General features: G+C 66.1%; 8 protein-coding genes. 3 read left to right on the top strand and 5 right to left on the bottom strand.

Annotation, left to right across the window (positions count from 1 at the left end):
- Positions 1–52: 52 nt before the first annotated feature.
- Entirely contained in the window at positions 53–3,064 is a 3,012-nt protein-coding gene (locus SPI01S_RS09820) for a TonB-dependent receptor domain-containing protein (protein WP_218017593.1), read from the bottom strand.
- A gap of 913 nt (positions 3,065–3,977) precedes the next feature.
- Positions 3,978–6,920: a TonB-dependent receptor gene (locus tag SPI01S_RS09815; protein ID WP_066721668.1), complete on the bottom strand. Its 2,943-nt coding sequence runs from the start codon at positions 6,918–6,920 to the stop codon at positions 3,978–3,980.
- A gap of 916 nt (positions 6,921–7,836) precedes the next feature.
- Here SPI01S_RS09815 and SPI01S_RS09810 point away from each other — a divergent pair.
- Positions 7,837–10,872 carry a TonB-dependent receptor plug domain-containing protein gene (locus SPI01S_RS09810; protein ID WP_066721771.1) on the top strand — a complete coding sequence of 1,012 codons (3,036 nt, stop codon included), beginning with the start codon at positions 7,837–7,839 and terminating at the stop codon, positions 10,870–10,872.
- 120 nt (positions 10,873–10,992) lie between these two features.
- Here the strand turns inward: SPI01S_RS09810 and SPI01S_RS09805 are convergent, their stop codons facing one another.
- Positions 10,993–13,422, bottom strand: a complete 2,430-nt coding sequence (locus SPI01S_RS09805; RefSeq protein WP_245653541.1) for a glycoside hydrolase family 95 protein — start codon at positions 13,420–13,422, stop codon at positions 10,993–10,995.
- 18 nt (positions 13,423–13,440) lie between these two features.
- A complete protein-coding gene (locus tag SPI01S_RS09800; RefSeq protein ID WP_157084627.1) occupies positions 13,441–14,442 on the bottom strand; it encodes a pectinesterase family protein in 1,002 nt (333 codons plus the stop codon).
- 298 nt (positions 14,443–14,740) lie between these two features.
- On the opposite strand from SPI01S_RS09800, the gene SPI01S_RS09795 reads away from it, so the two are divergent.
- Positions 14,741–16,336 (top strand): family 43 glycosylhydrolase, encoded by a 1,596-nt coding sequence (locus SPI01S_RS09795; protein WP_066721663.1) that lies wholly within the window; start codon positions 14,741–14,743, stop codon positions 16,334–16,336.
- Positions 16,337–16,447: 111 nt separating this feature from the next.
- Positions 16,448–17,740, top strand: a complete 1,293-nt coding sequence (pelA, locus tag SPI01S_RS09790) for a pectate lyase (RefSeq protein WP_066721661.1) — start codon at positions 16,448–16,450, stop codon at positions 17,738–17,740.
- A 25-nt stretch (positions 17,741–17,765) separates the two neighbouring features.
- Here the strand turns inward: pelA and SPI01S_RS09785 are convergent, their stop codons facing one another.
- Entirely contained in the window at positions 17,766–19,136 is a 1,371-nt protein-coding gene (locus tag SPI01S_RS09785; protein ID WP_066721656.1) for a DUF1501 domain-containing protein, read from the bottom strand.
- Between the last annotated feature and the right edge of the window lie 4 nt (positions 19,137–19,140).

The following is a 19,140-nucleotide window of genomic DNA, read 5'->3' as shown; positions in this document are numbered from 1 at the left end:
ATCCCGTCGATGCACAATACACGCGCACGACAAGGATCGGCTACCCCCCGGACTAGAAGCTGTAGCTCAACTGCGCCGAAAGCGTGCGGCCGGCGACATTGTAGCGCGCGGTATCATAGGGCCGCGCATCGACCAGCGCGAACGGCGGCTGGGCGTCGAAGATGTTGCGGCCAACCAGGCTGAGTTTCGCGGCACGCGTGGCCTGCCATGTCACCGAGAGATCGAACGTGGTGTAGGGGCTCACCCGATCCTCCGCGTCCGGATTGGAAATCGTTCCGGCGAAGCGTTGTACGCGATAGTCGTTCAGATAGCTGGGCGTGTAGTAGCCAAGCAGAGTCGCGTTGAACGCTCCCTTGGACCACGCCAATTGCCCCTGAATACGATAGCTGTCGGGTCCCAGGACATAGCCCACCTGCTCGACAACGGGCGCGCCCGGCAGCGTGCGTCGCTCTGCCTTGATGTTCTGGACGACGGTTACCGACGGTTGGAAAAATCCGAGTTTCGCTGTCTGAAGTTCGTACGCGAGTTCATAGGTGATCGACTTATAGTCCGACCCGATCAGATTGTACGTTAGGAAGCGGGCTTCGGTGACCCGTCCGGTGGCATCGCGCGGATAGAAAAGACTGAGGCCGTAAATCGCGTTTTGCGGAAGAAACTGATTCAGGTCGCGCGAATTGGCGTATTCGTTGTTGATCTTCGTGTGGTTGTACGTGACGTTCAGGCGCAGGCCGCGCAGAAAGTCCCGCGGCGTATAGGAGAGAGTGAACGCCTGCGAGTTTGAAGTCTGCGGGCGCAGATTCGGATTGGGGCCTGCCACTGCTTGCACGCGATAGGTCTGGTTATTGAATAGGGGGTCCGAGAAGATCGTCGTCGTGAATGGGGTAGTTCCCGCCGGGCTGAACAACTGGGTATAGGGTGGTGCCTTGAAACCCGTGGTCCAGCGTCCCTGGAGGGAGAGGCCGTCCGCCGGTTCCCAGCGGAAGCCATAAGCGGGCGTAAAGCGGCTGAACGCATTCCTGCGGTACAGGAACTGCCCCCCGGCCGATACCGGTACATTGTCGACGGTCCCCACGGCGCCTGTGGTGCGGTAGGTGTCGTTTCGGACCGCGACGTTCACCAGCAGCGAACGGATGAGCGGCAGGGTGAAGTCGCCGCCGACCACCGGCACGTTCACCTCGCCGAAGAAGGCGAACCGATCCCGGCTCTGGCTGCCCCCGGTCAAGGTGTTCACCAATTTGCTGCTGACGCCGTCCTTGGAATATTCGCCGCCCACGGCATATTGGACCTTGCCGCCGGGCAGGGCGACCAACGCGCCGTTCAAGCGCGCCTCGAACATTTGGGTCGTCGAACTCGGCGTCTCGAAGCCGCTGTCGTAGACGAAGTCCTGGATGCTGCCGCCACCGGTGAAGGTCGGCGACCGCCAGGGGTTGAAGGCGACCGCAGGGTCGCTGCTGGTGAGCGCGCGGCACTGGCGATCAAAGGCCTGCTGCCGCGCGGCGCGCTCCTGGGCGGAGAGCGTGCTGCTGGGCGACATCAGCGAGAAATCGTAGCAGGACAGGCCGTTCGGCGAGGTCGGGTCTTCCTGGAAGCTGACGACCGAGCCGAGCGTGCTTCCCGTTGCCGAACTGGAGCTGCGCGAGCGGGTGTAGATGAGGCTCAGCTTGGTATCGCGACCGAACCGGTAGGTGAGGCCGGTATTGACCGTCCAGTTGGTGGCACGGTTGGAAAGGGTGCCCGCAACCAGGCTGCCGTCGGCGATTTCGGCAGCCGGGAAATAGGGGACGTAGATGTTGGGCGTGAAGGAATTGAAATAGCCGGCCGGGAATGGATTGTAATATTGCCCCGGCGCGATGGGCAGCGTCATTCCAGTGCCCAGATCCTGCTGCTGGCTGTTCGAGGTCCGGTTGATCAGTCCGTTGGCGAAGAAATGCAGCCGGCTGGTAATATCCTGGTCCAGGTTGAACGTCGCACTGATTGCATGGGATCGTGGCCCTGCGTATCGCGCGATGTATTCGCGAGCCGATGCGGGCGTGATCGTCGTGAAGTCATTGAGCGTCGGCCGTGCAGTAAGCCCCGCCCGCGGCGTGATCGCGGTGCGGATGTAGTTGCTGAAGTCGGTCTGGCCCGTCACGGGATCAACCGCATAGCCGGACGTGTCGATCAGGCCAGGCTGCAGGCCGCGTTCGAAACTGCGCAGGTTGTAAGATTGATCACCGCCGTAGCGAGAGGAGTAATCCTCCGTCACGTAACCGGTCTTGGCGTTCTCGACCGGATCCGTGCGGCTATAGTCGGCAGTCAATGAAATACTGCCCGAACCCCAGCTCTTGCCGAAATAGCCGCTGACGCGCAGCCGATCTGCACCGTTGTTCGAGTTTTCATATTGGCCGGTGAGCGTGAGGCCGGAATAGCCCTTTTTGAGAATGAAGTTGATGACGCCGCCCATGGCATCGGCGCCGTAGATGGCGGAAGCGCCGCTTTGGGAGATCTCGACGCGCTCGACAGCTGAGAGGGGAATGCCGTTCAGGTTGACGAACCCGGCTTCCAAGCCGGCCGCACCTGCAAGCCGGCGGCCGTTGACCAGGATCAACGTGTTCCCTGCGCCGATGCCGCCGAGATTGGCTGCGGACACACCCAGCGTCGTAAGCGCCGACGGAGTAGAGTTGTTGCCATTGGTGAGAGGCCCCCTCCGCCGATCATTGGTGATCGGCCCGATGGTGGCGAGGTTCTGCGGCAAGGTGCGCACCAGATCCTCGATGCTGGTCACGCCGCGCCGCTCGATATCCTGTCGCGTGAGCACGATCACGTGCGTCGTCGGATCACCGTTCGACAGGCGGCTGCCGGTGACTTCGATCGCGTCCTCGTCCCGATTCTTGGCCCCTTTCGGGCGGGAGGTGGGGCGATCTTCCGGCGCGAGGACAACGGGCTTGTCTTGCTGCGCCGCGGTCTGGTCTGGATCGGTCTGGTTCGCAGTGTGCGCCTCGTCTTGCGCGAAGGCTGCGGAAGGCAGTGTCGCCAGCATGGCTGCCACCGCGAGCATCGAAGCGTTTTGTCGAATTTTCTTCAAGGTCGTGCCCCCAATGCGGAAACTTTTCGAGTTCGCCGCGTTTCCAACCGGTGCCGGTTCGTGACCGGCGCTCCCACTGCGATGTGCCCGCACGCTTTTGCGCTGCGGCGTCCGTTATTTTGTAATGGCTATGTCGCGAAGCTTGCACAAACCTTGCGCAGGTGTGCGCTGAGGCATTGCTTTGGTGCGGGCACGGGGGATCGACCGAACATGTTGAGCGGCAGCTGGAGCCATATTGGGTGACGTCCGGCACCATGCGGCAGCGTATCCAGCAGATGGCGGCGTGCCGACGCGCCAGGACTCGCTGCGAGGTCGATGCCGACGTGGAAGACGGTGGCGGCACGACCAGGGCGTGACGAGGCATTGGTGGTCATTGGGCCGGGGCAATCTGCGTTCGATGGCGTGGGGCCCTTGCAGAGGGTACGGCTGAAGCAGTTTTTTCCGGCGTCGATTGGCGTGGGCCGGAATGTAGGGGACTCCACCCTTTCTGCCTGACCAGACGTCAAGACCTGCAGCGAGCGACCTTCCCCCGGTCGTCGGCGATGGTGTGGATCTTGGTGTTGCAGCCGCTACGGCTGATGCCGATCGCCGGGGCGATAGCCCCCTTTCCCATCGGCAGTCGAGCGATCGGCTTGCACATGCGTACCGTCGATCAGAACCGCAGCCGGCAGTCCGCCGGCTGCGGCCAGCGCTTATCCCGGTTGTACAGCGTCTTGTATGGGCCATGGGCGCGCGACGCACCGCGTCTGGCGGCAGCCCCCTGCAAGACGGGGGCTGCCGCTGATCACGCCAGGGTCGTCGACCTGCGCCACGCTCCGAGGCTTGTTGCCAGCGGCAGCGCTCACCCTCCACATCCACGTGGAGGGTGAATCACATTCCTCACGCCGCTGGGATTCTGTTCACGGGCTTCTTCCTAGAAGCGGAACCGCGCGCCGACACCGTAGTAGCGCCCTTCATCCCGCACATCGCGGGGGTAGGAGCGGCTTTGGCCGTTGACGGCATATTCGGCATAGTTGCGAAACGGCTGCGCCAACATGTTCGTCGCGTCAAAGCTCAGCGTCAGCTGCTTGACCGGCGTGTAGTTGAACGAGAAGTCGAGCCGCGTGATCGCCTCGGTGCCTTCGCCGGAATAAACCCCGTCGACAACGAGGTTGCCGTTCAGGAAGCGGGAGCGCCCGTTGTAGGAAAGGCGCGTCGAGATCTTGCCCTTCTCGTAGAACAACGCGGCGTTGTAGCTCCACTTGGACAGGCTGGGGATGGCCACGAACGGCGGCAGCTGGCTCGCGGGGACCAGGTCCGCAGGGAAGCGCTGCCGGCCGTCGAGATAGGTGGCATTCGCCTGCACGCCGAAGCCGCTGAGCACGCCCGGCAGGAAGTCGAGGAAGGTCTGGCCGCCGACTTCCACGCCCTGGATACGACCGGCGCCGGCATTGAGCGGACGATTGACCTCGACAAGCCCGTAGACCGGATCGCGGAAACGCTGGACGTAATTGTTGAAGAAGCCGAACAGATCCCGATAGAAGAATGCCACGGACACCGACGAATTCTTCGAGAAGTAATATTCGATCGTCGCGTCGAAGTTCTTCGAGGTGAGCGGTGCCAGGTTGGGATTGCCGCCGCTTCCGAAATAGTCCGGACGGCCTTGGAGGCTCGCCGGGAAACGCGGGTCGCTCGGCGGCGGGGTGACGACCGTCGTGCTGCCATCGGGATTGGTGATGACGGTGCCCGGCCGCGGCGACTGATTGGGTGTTACCGAATATGCCGGGTTCAGCTGGCCGAAATCGGGCACGGTTCGCGTCTTCGTGAAGCCGAACCGGATCTGCAGCTTGTCCGTGGGCCGGATGCGCAGGCTGAAGTTCGGCAGTACGTCGATGAAGTTCTGGCGCACGGCCACGTCCTGCGTGGCGGTGATCGGAACCCCGTTCGCGTCGGTCTGGACGACCCCGTTCACCACCACCGGCAGGGTCCCGCGCCCGCTATACTGTCCGACCGTGTTGACCACACGGGTGCCGATCAAGCCGTCGAAGTCGAAGCTGCCGATGCGGAATTCATACTTGGCCTGACCGTAGAAGGCGTAGGTCTTCTCCGTTGCGAAGAACGCCTGCAAGGGATCGAGCTGCACTTCCGGCACCGAGAAGCGGGCAAGCGCGTCGCGATAGCCGCCGTCGTTCGGATTGGCCGCGACGATCCGCACCAGCGCCTGGCGCGAGAATTCGCGGAGCGCGGCGGCATTGCCTTCGATGCCCTGGCGGCTTGGCATCAACCAGCTCGTCCAGCCCTGCACGTTGCCGCGGAATGCATTGGGAGTAAGTCCCAGGGTCCCGGCCGGCGTATCCGCCAGCGGGATGTTCAGCGTCTCGGTATAGGCATAGCGATTGCCGCGCTCCAGCGAGGCATCGCGATCGGTCCACCGCGCGCCGAACTGCAGGCGGGGGAACAAGGACACGTCGGTATCCAGTTCCACGTCGCCGCGCCATTGCCAGCCGGAGCCCTTGGCGACGTAGACGCTCTCATAATAGCCGCGCCAGCGGTAGTTGGCGGCGTTGTCCCGATCGAAGCCGGGCAGGCTGAAGGCGCTGCCGCCGTTCGTGAAGAAGTTCACATCGATCGTCGGCGGCGCGCTCTGCGCCATGTCGAAGCTGTACTCGTTCGCATCATATTGGCTGCTGGTATAGGCAAGGTCGGTGGAGATCCGCGCGCGCCCGACATTCCATTTGAAGCCGCCGGCATTTTGATAGGTGTTGGTGTTGTTGTTGACCGTACTGCGAAATGCCTGCCCGCGCTCGCCGCCCGTCTTGGTGAGGGTCTGGACCTGATCGGCCATGCCGTTGCGCAGGACGATGTTCGAAAGCTGGGCGTTGTTGTTGATCAGCGAGGCCTCGAACTGATCGTTCGCCAGCCTTCCGCGGAAGCCCTGGTACAGGAAGTCATAGTAGATTTCGAGATTGTCGGCCGGCTTCCACTGCACGCTGGCATTTGCCGCAGGGCGCCAGCGCTTGCCGCTGTCGTTGTAGACGCCGACCCGCTCGGGGATGCGGAAGGCGCGGCCGGCGGAGGACGGGCTCACGGTCACCCCAGCGGGCAGTTCGGTCGGCACGAAGCCGCTCGCCCAGCGCACGGCGTTTCGATATTGCGCCTGTGCATAGGAGGCGTTGACCAGCACGCCGATGTCGCCGATCGCGCTATGGGTGCGCGCACTGAGCAGGATGTTGCCCTGCGGGTCATATTTGCGGCTCTGGTCGTTGTAGGTGCCGCGAATGCCCCCGGCGATCGTGAACTTCTCGGTGAAATCGAAGGGACGGTTGGAACGGACGTTGACGAGGCCGGCCAGTCCGGGCTCCAGCAGATCGGCAGTTCCCGACTTGTACACTTCCAGGCCTGCCAGCACGCCCGCCGGAAAGTCCTGCAACTGCGAGCGGCGAAGCTCGGCGGTGAAGATGTCGCGCCCGTTGAAGGTGGTCGCCACGTTGGGCAACCCGCGCACCAGCACCCCGGTGACCTCGTCGCTACCGCGCGTCACCTGGACACCGGTGATGCGGGCAAGAGACTCGGCGGCAGTGTTGTCCGGCAACTTCCCGATATCCTGCGCCACCACCGCATCGAGGATGGCATCCGAATTGCGCTTGATCTGCTGCGCACTGCCCAAGCTCGCCCGATAGCCGGTGACGATGATAGCGCTCTCGTCGGTGGCGCGATCCTCCGCCGGAGCGGCTGGTTCTGCTGCGGTGGGCGCCTGGTCCTGGGGGTCGCTTGTGCCGGCCTGATCCTTGCCTGGAGCGGCATTGCTCTGGGCAGAGGCGGGCGTCGCGCCCAACGCGATGGCGGCAACAGACGTCAATAACAGGTAGCGAAGCATGGCAGTCCCCTCTCCAAGCGCCCGGATTAATCGGGTCGATCGATTGCACTTGTCCGACATTATAGATGAAGGTCAAGCGCTATTCAGGGAGAGGCGGGGAGGGGTTTGGCGGTTGCGCCGGAACGAAGTCCAACCAAAGTCTGTGTGCGCTCCGGCCCTGCTGCGTCCTCCAAAGGAGGGTCGGCATGTGTCCGTCTTTTCCGAAAGCATGCCCTACAGAGGCTGGGTGCACGCGTCCGATCCCGGGGAGCCTATCGGCTCGTCTCAACCCATTGCTCGCGCCAGTTCCAGCTAAGATACTGCGCCATTTGAGGAAGATGCGGCGAAACGCTGCTGCCATGCTCGGCAAGTTGCCCGCCATCACCGGTCGGTTTGCACCTGATCGGTCGGCGTGGGGCCTTGATGCGTCGGGATTCGAGGCCCGGCTTTCCAGCTTCCGCCCGTTTTGAAGCACTTTAAGTACTGGACGGCATCCACTTGCGACGGGTTGTTAACATACCGCACGCGCAAATATGTCAACCTACGATCCTGATCGCCGGCGCTCGAATATCTCTGCGTCCGTGTCAACATAACGCGCGCTTGCTTGAAGCTCTTGGCTATGCACTGCGCAACATCTGAGACGGCATGTCGAAAATAATTTTTGATTTCCCGACAACTGGAGAATTTGCGCAGATCGTATGTCGAAGAATTGATTGAAACACCTCGAACGTCGCTGGAGCGGGGAAGACCATTCAGGATGTATTCTTTGCGGCGCGATACAGCGGCGTGTCCGTGTTTTCGCCCCTCGATGCCGCAGGCGGCTTTTTAAAGCTCCCTTAACGCACCTGCCCATAGCGGACGCCCGCCACAGCGCCTCGTCAGGGCGTGTGCGCAACCGACAAGAAGTCGCTGCGGCGGTGAAACAGGGATGGGCTTGATGATTTTGAAGAACTCGGCATTTTCTACGCTACGCCATGGGGTCTCGACGGTGGCGTTGCTGACGGCGGTTGCCGCCCCAGCCTATGGGCAGGACGTGGCACCGGCGCAGGTGGCGGATGCCGCAACCGGGCAAACAGTGCAGGATTCGCAGGCTGGCGCCAAGCCGGCACCGGCCGATGCGAGTGAAGCAGCGCCCATCGTCGTCACCGGCACGCTGTTCCGCGATTCGAACGCCACCTCGATCTCGCCCGTGACCGTGCTGAGCTCGGAGACGCTCCGCCGCGCGAACATCACCACTGCACAGGATGCCATCCGCTCGGTCTCGGCCGATAGCGCGGGCTCGATTTCGACCGGCTTCCGCAACGGCTTCTCCGCCGGTGGCGCCGCCGTGTCGCTGCGCGGCCTGGGCGTCTCGTCGACGGTCGTGCTCATCGACGGCCTCCGCTCCGCGAACTTCCCGCTCAACGACGACGGCCACAATGCCTATGTCGATCTGAATTCGATCCCGTTCAGCATCGTCGACCGTATCGAGGTGCTGAAGGACGGTGCTTCCTCCACGTACGGCGCGGACGCCATCGGTGGCGTGGTCAACCTGATCAGCAAGAAGAACTTCAAGGGCCTCGAAGGCTCGGTCCAGGGCGGCACCACCGGCGAGGGCGACGGCGCCCATTATCGTGCAACCCTGACCGGCGGCGTGGGCGACTATCGCGAGCAGGGCTGGAACTTCTACCTGAACGGTGAATACACCTATGACGGGTACATCACCAACCACGACCGCGGCTATCCGTTCAACACGCTGGACCTGCGCCCCAGCGGGCTGAAGGATCAGAACCTCAACGACGAATCGCTGATGACGCAGAACCCGCAGGCAGTCGTCACCCGCGTGCAGCAGTCCGATCTCAACAACCCGCTGTCCGGCCAGATCGGCGCGCCGATCACCAACCAGTATCAGCTGCTCAACCCCAACGCCTGCCCCTTCGGCACCTTCACGGTCGCCAAGAAGGACGAGCAGGGCGCCGGCTGCGCCCATAATCTCCCGGATGAATATTTCATCATCCAGCCGAAGCAGCAGCGCTACTCGACCACCGCCCGCCTCAGCGTGCGCCTGTCCGACAATCTCGAGGCCTTCGCCAGCGGCAGCTATTCGCATTCCGAAGTCAGCATCATGGGAGCGCCTTCCGGCATTCGCCAGACCCAGCCGTTCGGCGGTTCGGCGGCGATCTCGTCCAGCAATCCCGGCATCGTGCTGCCGGTCTATGTCTGCGCGTCGGGCGTGAACTGCGCCACCGCAGCGGACAAGCGGCTGAACCCGAATAACCCCTATGCCGCTGCCTATGCGAACAACCCCGGCGAAGGTGCTGCGCGCATCTATTACCTGTTCGGCGACATTCCCGCCGGCAGCTTCCGCTATGTCGACGTGTTCCGCACCACGGCGGGCATTTCGGGCGATCTGGGCAACGGCTTCAAGTTCCGCCTCAACGGCGTCTATGCGCGGGACAACTTCAGCGTCACGCAGCGCGGCGCGATCAACATCCAGGGATTGCTGAACGCTGTCAACACGGGCGCGTACAACTTCGTCAATCCGGAGCTGAACAGCGCGGCGGTGCGCGCCCAGGTTTCGCCGGACCGGACCACGCCGTCCTATTCGACGGTCGCGACGATCGGCGGCTCGCTGATCAAGGCGCTGATGCCGCTGGCGGGCGGTGATCTCAACATCGGTGGCGGCTTCCAGATCCGCCGCGAGACGCTGATGAACCGCAGCCAGAATGCGGACCTTTCCTATTACGGGCTGAACACCTCATCGGCCCAGGGTCGCCAGACCGTGACCGCGGGCTTCTTCGAGATCGATGCGCCGTTCACCCGGGAACTCGATCTCAACGTCTCGGGCCGCTACGATCACTACTCGCAGGGCTACAGTCACTTCTCGCCCAAGATCGGCGCGAAATACTCGCCGATCGAGCAGGTTTCGTTCCGCGCCACCTATTCGCAGGGCTTCCGCGCGCCGACCTTTGCGGAAAACAACCCGGCCAGCAGCTATGCCGGCTTCTCGACCTTCGCCCTGCCGCCCAGCTTCGTCGCGGCGCACCCGGGGAATGCGGCCTACACCAACAGCTACAGCCTCGGCAGCGGCTCCAAGGGCAATCCGGACATCCTGCCGGAAGTGTCGCGCAGCATCACCGTCGGCACGATGCTCAAGCCGACGCGCTGGCTGAACCTCACGCTCGACTATTACAACATCAAGAAGTCGAACCTGATCGTCAGCGGTCCGCTGGGCCCCAAGGCCGTCGACGCCTATTACAGCAAGAGCAACGCGGTCGACGGCTGCGCCGCGCTTGCCGCGGTGGGGCCTGGCTATACGTGCCGCGTCGTCGACGCACCGGATCCGTCGAACCCGAACGCGCTGCCGCGCCTGCTGGTGTATGACGTGCCCTACGTCAACGCCAACTACCAGCTGAGCTCGGGCATCGACATGCAGGCGAGCGCGAACTTCCGCCTGTCCGACAATGTGCGCCTGATCAGCCGCCTCGACGTCACCCGCGTCCTGAGGCTCGATCTCGTCACTCCGGAAGGCGTGGTGCAGAAATATGCGGGTACGCTGGGGCCGTACCGGCTGTCGTCGGGCGGCGGTACGCCGCGGATCCGAGGCAACTGGCAGAACGCGCTGGAGATCGGCAATTTCTCGCTGACCACGACGACCTATTATGTCGGGCGGATCAAGCAGGTTGCAGCCGATCGCATCACGCCGACGAACGGTGTGATCGACCTGTCGTGCAAGAACACGCTGGTTCCCCTGACCGACGGCACCGACAAGACGTTCCAGTGCTTCATCCGTCCGTTCATCTATACGGACCTGAACATCGCGGTGAAGGCGAACGACAAGTTCCGCTTCTTCGTGAACGTCCAGAACCTGACCAATGCCCGTGCGCCGCTGGCCGCGGGTGCCTATACCAGCAATCCGAACTATCTGAGCAGCTGGCATTACGCGGGTCTCGTCGGCCGGAACTTCAGCGCCGGCGCGAACTTCAGCTTCTGAAGCTGAATCGCTGATCCACTCGTATCGGGGCGGCCCTGGTGCCGCCCCGATATGCATTTTGCCGTCGGATTCCTCCGCCCCGGCGTGCATCGGCGCGGGCGACGGGTGCCCCCGCCGCGGTCACGCGATGCGCAGCGTGGGCCCGACCAGCCGTACCGCCCGGCCGGGCCGCAAGGTCAGGGTGCGGGTGGCGCCGGCACAGCGCACGGTGACGCGGCCCGCAATGCGGCTGCGCAAGGTCGCCGCGCGCAGCATGCCGTCCTGCCAGGCCAGGTCCACCTCGCACGCGCCGCGCGCCCGGAGGCCGCGCACTTCGCCCTCGGGCCACGCGTCGGGTAGCGCGGGGAGCAGGGTGATGGCGCCACCGGTGCTCTGCAGCAGCATCTCGACGATGGCCGCCGCGCCCCCGAAATTGCCGTCGATCTGGAAGGGCGGGTGCGCGTCGAACAGGTTGGGATAGGTGCGCCTGGGGCCGATCAGGAAGCGCAGGATGCGATGGGCATGGTTGCCGTCGCCCAGCCGGGCCCAGAGCGCGATCCGCCAGGCGGTCGCCCAGCCGGTGGCCTCGTCGCCGCGCAATTCCAGCGAGCGCCGTGCAGCCGCCGCCAGGGCAGGCGTGTTCGCGGTGTTGATCTGGTCGCCGGGATAGAGCGGGTAGAGGTGGCTGACATGGCGATGATGGGGATCGTTCGCGTCCGCATCCCAATCTGCCTGCCATTCCTGCAGCTGCCCCTGGGCGCCGACCCGGAAGGGCGCCAGCCGCGCGCGCGTGGCATGGAGCTCGCGTCGAAGCGCGGCGTCCTTGCCGAGGAGTTCGGCGGCGCGGGCGGTCCGATCGAACAGGTCTCGCAGAATGGCCATGTCCATCGTCGGGCCCGCGCAGAGCGACGATCCGTGCCCATGCCCGTTCTCGGGCGACAGCGAAGGATTGGTGACGAGGAACCCGGTCTCGGGATCGGGCTGCAGGACGTCGAGGAAGAACTCCGCCGCGCCGCGCAGGATCGGGTAGATCGAGGCGAGATAGCCCATGTCGCGGCCGTAATCGTAGCGGTCCCACAGGTGCAGGCACAGCCAGGCGCCGCCCATCGGCCAAAGTCCGTACTGGGCGCCGTCGATCGGCGCGGTGGCGCGCCACAGATCGGTGTTGTGATGGCACACCCAGCCGCGGGCGCCGTACATCGTCTTCGCCGTGCGGGCGCCGGTCACGGCCAGATCGCGCACCATCGCCACCAGCGGCGCGACGCATTCCGGCAGCCCCGTCGGCTCGGCGGGCCAGTAGTTCATCTCGGTATTGATGTTGATCGTGTACTTGCTGCCCCAGGGGGGATTGTTGCTGTCGTTCCAGATGCCCTGGAGATTGGCCGGCTGGGTGCCGGGCCGCGAGGAGGCGATCAGCAGGTAGCGCGCATAGTTGAAGTAGAGCGTGGCGAGCGCGTGGTCCGCACCGCTCTCGCCTGCGCGCACGCGCTGGTCGGTCGGCAGTGCCTCGCCGGCGCCGCCTCCCAGGCGCAGCGACACGCGACGGAAAAGCGCGCGATGATCCGCGGTCGCGTCGGCGGCGATCGCCTCGTACGCGCGCCGGGCCGCGCGGTCGATCTGCGCCGTGGTGGTCGCCGTGGGATCGCCGCCGACGTCGTCGAAGCGGCGATGGCTGGTCGCCATCGCCACCAGGATCAGCAGTGTGTCCGCGCCGCGCACGACCAGTCGGTCGCCTTCCTGGCGGACGCTGCCGCCGCGCGGCAGGGCGCGCACCCGGGCTTCTACCGAAAGGGCGCCGGGGATGCCCTCCGCGTCGCGGTTGCGACCCGTGAGGACGATCTCGCCGGGTCGACCGGCCCGCGTCGCGGCGTCGCGCAGGAGCGTTTCCATCGAGAGATCGACATCGATCCGCCCCGGCGCCCCGGCGGAAAGGCGGATGGCGATCACCTGGTCCACCGCCGAGGCCAGCACCTCGCGGCGATACTCCATGCCGGCTTCGGTCCAACGCGTCGTCGCCACCGCACGGTCGAGGTCCAGGTCGCGCCGGTACCCGGGAAGGGGGCGTGCTGCCTCGGCCGCAGAGACCGAGCTGTCGATGCTTCCCGACGCGCGCGCGGGCGGAGCCGTTACGGCCGCGCCGGCGCGACGGATCACCAGCGATCCCAGCGTGCCATAGGGCATCTGGCGCAGCGGCGTGCCCATCAGCTTGGCGTTGGCCAGCGCCTCCGCCTCGGCGAACTGCCCGGCGAAGATGCGGCGGCGTACTTCGGGCAGCGCGTCGCGGGCTTCCGGATTGACCGGATCATAGGGGCCGCCCGACCACAAGGTATCTTCGTTGAGCTGGAGATATTCGGTGTCGATCCCGCCATGCACCATGGCGCCGATCCGGCCATTGCCGACCGGCAATGCCTCGACCCAGCGCGCGGCCGGCTGGGCGTACCAGAGGATCGTCTCGGCGGCGGTGGGCGCGATGTCCGCAGCCGCGCGGCCCCCGGGTGCCGCCAGCGAAGCACCGGCCCCGGCGGAAAGGGCCAGCAGGGCTTGACGCCGGTCGATCATCGGGATGGTCATGGCGGCTCTCCTTGGGGCTCAAAGCGGGCGTGTGGCGGCTTGAAGTTCGACGAGCGCCTGTTTCACCCAGGGCGCGGTGTCGCCGAACAGCCGTTGATACCGCCACTGCTTCGCCTCCGCCGCGCTGAGCTGGTGCGACGAAGGGACGCGGCGGCGCGGATCGCCGCCCGGTCCGGTGGAGCGGAACTCGGCGTAATAGGCAGTGCGAAAGGTGTCGGTCTTGCCGGGCGTCCATTCGCGCCAGCCTTCGGGGATGATCGCCGCGTCCATCCGCGTGCGGAGAAAGAGCACGCGCGCATAGGGGCGCCAGGCGCGGCCGAGCGAGATGTCGCTGGCGGCGGGGTCGGCGGTGAGCCGGCAGCGGTCGAAGACATAGGCGCTGTCCTCGTCGGGGGCGTTCCGGCTCTGCGCGGTGTACATGACGCCTGCATGGGCGACGCCGTGCAGCCGGCAGTCGCGGAAATAGGCATTCGCGTTGCCGAAGATGAAGTCGACATGCCCCTCCACATAGCAGCGCGAGAAATAGTGGCGGGCCATGCGATTGCCGGGGCCCTTGTTGGCGTAGAGCGTGTCCTGGTGCCCGAGGAGGCGGACCCGATCGAGTACGGCCCGATCGCCGGTGAGCGCCAGCGCCACGGCCTGCGAGGGCGGGTTGGCGGGATCGCTGCCCCAGTCGTTGCGGATCGTGAGGTTGCCGGCGTGGAAATCGTCGCCGGTGACGGTGAGCGTGGCGGACTTCACCGTTCCGCCCGCGGTCCTGGACGAATCGCCATGGACCAGCACCACCGCGGCCGGATCGCGACCGACGCCGGCGAGCGTCACATGCGGCTTCTCGATCCTGACCTTCTCGCGCCAGATGCCCGCATCGACGCGGACGACGCCACCCGTGGCCGGGAGGGCGTCGATCGCCTGCTGGATGCTGGGGAAAGCGCCGGGCGCGCGCAAGGAAACGCGCACCGCGTTCCGTGCCGCGGCAGGGCCGGGCGCGCCGAGGACCAGGGCTGCAACCAGCCAGAGCATGGGGCGGCATCCAGTCCGCATTCTTTCCTCTCCCGACGCCGGTATCGGTGCCGACCAGGCGGCGAGCATCTGCGCGCGGTCCTGTCGCCACGTGTAGTTGCCGCAAGACGTGCCAGATCATGGGCACGATGAAAATAGCATTTCATTAGCGAACACTCCTGGAGGAGCGCGAAAGGCAAGCGAACATAAGCCGATAGGCGGCCTTGTAGCGGGCTCGGCATCCGGCTAGCCTGAGAAACCGGTGTCATCGGCGGGGTTCCTTCTCCGACAGGCCGGATCGGTTCATGGAGGGATGAGGATGCGGCTGACACGACGAGACGCGGTCGGCGCGGCGCTGGTGGGGGCAGGGGCGGCACTGGCGCCGACGGGCGCGGCCGCGGTCCCTGCCGCTGCCGGGGCGCCGGACTGGAAGCGCGGCTTCGATCGTCAGCGCATCTGCGACCTGGGCGACGGGCGCTTCCTCAATCCCCTGGTCTCGGGCGACCATCCGGATCCCGCCATCCTGAAGGACGGCGCGGACTATTACATGACCTTCTCGAGCTTCGATTCCTATCCGGGCCTCACCCTCTGGCACAGCCGTGACCTGGTGAACTGGCAGCCGCGCAAGGCGGCGCTGCATAAGAACATCGGGTCGGTCTGGGCGGTGAGCCTGGAGAAGCACCAGGGGCGCTATTTCCTCTACATCCCCGTCAAGGCGCAGCCCAATTCGATCTTCGTGATCTGGGCCGATCATGTCGACGGGCCGTGGAGCGACCCCATCGACCTCAAGCTGCCCAATCATATCGATCCCTGCCATGCGGTGGGGGAAGACGGCTCGCGCTGGCTGTTCCTTTCCGGCGGAGACCGCATCCGCCTGTCCGACGACGGGCTGTCGACGGTGGGGAAGGTGGAGCATGTCTATGATCCCTGGCGCTATCCGGACGATTGGGACGTCGAGGGCTTTTCGCCCGAGGGGCCCAAGATCCATCGCCATGGCGGCTGGTTCTACATGATCACCGCCGTCGGCGGCACGGCCGGCCCGCCGACCGGGCACATGGTGATCGCGGCGCGGTCGCGCTCGATCCACGGGCCGTGGGAGAACTGCCCGCACAATCCGCTGGTGCGCACCACGAGCCTGGCCGAGAAATGGTGGTCGCGCGGTCATGCCTCGCTGGTCGAGGCGCCGGACGGCAGTTGGTGGTCGGTCTATCATGGCTTCGAGAACGGCTATTGGACGCTGGGCCGCCAGGCGCTGCTCGACCCGATCGAGTGGACGGCGGACGGCTGGTTCCGGATGCAGGGCGGCGACCTGTCGCAGCCGATCCGCAAGCCCAAAGGCGGCACCGCGGTACCGCACGGCCAGCCTCTGTCCGACGATTTCAGCCAGCCGCTCCAGCTCGGCAGCAAGTGGAACTTCTTCAAGCCCGCACCCGACGAGAATGCCCGGGCGCGGATCGAGGGCGGTGCGCTGCTGCTCCAGGGGCGGGGCAGGGCACCGGTGGATTCCTCGCCGCTGCTGCTGATCGCCGGCGATACCGGCTATCAGTTCGAATGCACGATCGAGATCGCCCCCGGCGGTGTTGCGGGCCTGGTGCTGTTCTATGACGAGAAGCTGTATTGCGGCCTCGGCTTCGACGAGAAGCGGTTCGTCACCCACCAATATGGCCTCGAGCGCGGCCGGCCGGCCAATCCCCATGGCCGACGCCTGCGGATGCGGGTGACGAACGATCGCCACATCATATCCTATCACACCTCGGGCGACGACGGCCGCAGCTGGCAGCGCTTCGATCGCGGCATGGAGGTGTCGGGCTATCACCACAATGTGCGCGGCGGCTTCCTGATGCTGCGGCCCGGCCTCTACTCGGCGGGGCAAGGCGACGCCCGGTTTCGCGATTTCCGATTCCGTGCGCTTTGAGGAAAGCAGGATGCGCCTGCTGTTCGTTGCGTCCCTGCTGCGGCCCTGAACGGGCGTTTTGTGAGACATGCGCTGCGCTGGTGTGTCGGCGACAGGGGAGAGGAGATCGTGATGCACGTCTTGAAGGCGGCTCTGTGGGTAGCGCTGGCGGCAACGCCGATCGTCGCGGGTGCCCGGGAGATCGGGCGGATGACGCCGGCGGCGCCGATCACCGAAGCGCGGATCGGGCAGCTTCCCCCGGCCGAGCAGCCGGCCTGGCGGGCCTATCTGGCCCGTTCGCGCGCGCTGATGGCTGCCGACAAGGCCGCGCTCGCAGCCGAACGTGCGGGCGGCCTCCACCCGCCGAGCCCGCCGACGGGACCGTCCGGGGGCGCCGGCATGCCGCTCGACCGCCCGGCCGCCTGGTACGCCGGGCTGGAAGCACGCCACACCGCCGATACGATCGTCAGCTTCCAGACGCCGGCCGGCGGCTGGGGGAAGAATGTCGACCGCGCGGGCCCGCCCCGGCAGCGCGGGCAGGCCTATGTTCCCATGGAGCATCTGCCGTCCAATGCCGAAAGTGACATCCAGGCCGATCCCGCGTGGCGCTATGTCGGCACGATCGACAACAACGCCACCACGTCCGAACTGCGCTTCCTCGCGCGTGTCCAGGCGGCGCTGCCCGGGCGCGAGGGCGATCCCTATCGGGACGCGCTGGCCAAGGGCGTGCGCTACCTGCTCGCCGCGCAATTTCCCAATGGCGGCTGGCCGCAGGTCTTCCCGCTCCAGGGCGGCTATCACGACGCGCTGACCTTCAACGACGATGCGCTCGCCGATGTGGTTTCGCTGCTCACCGAGGTCGCCGCGGGCCGCGGCGAGCATGCGGCGCTTGCTCCGGCGCTGGCGGTGGAGGCGCGGGCCGCCGTGGACCGCGCGATCGCCGTGATCCTGAAGACGCAGGTGGTGATCGGCGGCACGCGGACGATATGGGGGCAGCAACATGATGCGCTGACGCTCCAGCCGGCGGGCGCCCGCAACTTCGAGCCGGCATCGCTGGCGAGCTACGAAAGCGCCAGGCTGCTGGTGCTGCTGATGCAGCATGCCGGCCGGTCGCCGCAGGTGCAGTCGGCGGTGCGCGACGGCATCGCATGGCTGCGCGCCCATGCACTTTACGGCCAGGAATGGACGGCCGCCGGCGCCGAGGGGCGCCGGCTGGTGGCGAAGCCCGGCGCGGGCCCGATCTGGTCGCGCTATTATGATCTCCGGTCGATGTGGCCGATCTTCGGCGACCGCGACCGGCGGATCCTCGACGACGTGAACGCCGTCAGCCTCGAGCGGCGCAACGGCTATAGCTGGTTCAGCGCGCAGCCGCAAAAGGCGCTGGACCGCTATGCCCGCTGGCAGGCCGCCTCGGCCGGCAACTAGCGCGGCCGCCCCGGGGGCGGGCGGCTCAGGCGCGGAACAGCGCCAGCGGCCCCCGCCCGGCGCTGCTCCAGGTAGACCAGTTGGGGAAGACATAGGGCATGTCGGCATCGGCGACGCCGTGCCAGCGGGCGATCGCGCCGAGATATTCCTCCTGCGCCACACCCGGCACGAACCGGCCTTCGCGAGTGATGTCGTCGGCGCCGCCCAGCACCGGATCAGGATAGCTGCCCAGCACCGCGCCGGGGGCGACGTCGCCGCCCATCACCAGGTGGTTGCTGCCCCAGGCGTGATCGGTGCCGCTCTGGCCGTTGCCGAGATAGGTGCGGCCGAAGTCGCTCATCGTGAAGCTGGTGACGTTGTTCGCCAGCCCCAGCGATCCCATCGCCTTGTGGAACCCCGCCATCGCCATGGCGAGATCGCCGAGCAGGTTGGCATGGAAGCCCGCAGCGGTGTTGCCGGTCTGCACCTGCCCGGCATGGGTGTCGTACCCGCCCTGGCTGACCAGGAAGTTCTGGCGGGCATGGCCCAGCGTGCCGCGCGCGGCGATCATCCGCGCCACCACCATCAGCTGCCTGGCGAGGTCGCTGGTGAGCGCAGCACCGGTCGACGGGTTGACGAAGAAGGCGTCGGTCGGCGCCGTGCCGACAAGGATGGTGTTGGCCGTCGTCGCCTGGTCATAGTTGCGGGTCAGCGTCTGCGCGACGCTGTCGAGCACCGCGCTGCCGTCGCCATTGCTGCCCAGCGCCGTGATCGCGCCGTTCTTGGCGCTGCTGCCGGCCGCATAGCCGCTGCGTGCGGGCAGACCACCGCCCGTCGGCAGGATCAGCGGCGTGGTCTGGCGGCCGAGCACCCCCACGGTCGCCCCCGCCAGCGACATCACCGGGGGCAAGCTGCTCGCGGGCATCTTGTCGGCGATGCGGCCGAGAAAGCCGTCGCGACTGGTCTCGCGGGCGCGCAGGCCCTGCCAATGGTCCTGCTCGTCGGCATGGCTCATCAGGTTGGCGGGGCGCAGGTCGGTGCGCGACTGGTAGGTTGCCTTGGTGAGCGGCGCGAACAGCGTGCCGGCGTTGAGCACCAGCCCCAGCGAGCCTTCGTCCCATATCGGGCGCAGTGCGGCCATCGCCGGGTGGAGCGCATAGGCGCTGTTGGTGAGCGGGGTCAGCGCGGCACGCTGGATGCCGACGCTGCCGCGCGACGCCAGATAGGCGCTGTGCCGGGCATCGGTAGGGATCACCATGTTCCAGCCGTCATTGCCACCGAACAGGAAGATGCCGACCATGGCCCGGTAGCTGCCGGTGGGCGCGGCGATGGCGGCGGTGCGGCCGAACTGGCCGAGCGCCGCGAGCGCACCGGTGCCGGCGGTGAGGCGAATGAAATCGCGACGGGAGAGCGGCATGGGG

It is taken from the genome of Sphingomonas pituitosa NBRC 102491 (genome assembly GCF_001598435.1).
In the GTDB taxonomy this organism is placed as follows: Bacteria; Pseudomonadota; Alphaproteobacteria; order Sphingomonadales; family Sphingomonadaceae; genus Sphingomonas; species Sphingomonas pituitosa.
Note: the sequence above shows the minus strand (reverse complement) of the source record. Positions and strands in the feature narration are given on the sequence as shown.

What these genes read in the sequence shown, in the direction of transcription:
- SPI01S_RS09815 (WP_066721668.1), bottom strand. Translation starts at nt 6,920, where the DNA reads ATGCTTCGCTACCTGTTATTGACGTCTGTTGCCGCCATCGCGTTGGGC.
- SPI01S_RS09810 (WP_066721771.1), top strand. Translation starts at nt 7,837, where the DNA reads ATGATTTTGAAGAACTCGGCATTTTCTACGCTACGCCATGGGGTCTCG.
- SPI01S_RS09805 (WP_245653541.1), bottom strand. Translation starts at nt 13,422, where the DNA reads ATGACCATCCCGATGATCGACCGGCGTCAAGCCCTGCTGGCCCTTTCC.
- SPI01S_RS09800 (WP_157084627.1), bottom strand. Translation starts at nt 14,442, where the DNA reads ATGCTCTGGCTGGTTGCAGCCCTGGTCCTCGGCGCGCCCGGCCCTGCC.
- SPI01S_RS09795 (WP_066721663.1), top strand. Translation starts at nt 14,741, where the DNA reads ATGCGGCTGACACGACGAGACGCGGTCGGCGCGGCGCTGGTGGGGGCA.
- pelA (WP_066721661.1), top strand. Translation starts at nt 16,448, where the DNA reads ATGCACGTCTTGAAGGCGGCTCTGTGGGTAGCGCTGGCGGCAACGCCG.
- SPI01S_RS09785 (WP_066721656.1), bottom strand. Translation starts at nt 19,136, where the DNA reads ATGCCGCTCTCCCGTCGCGATTTCATTCGCCTCACCGCCGGCACCGGT.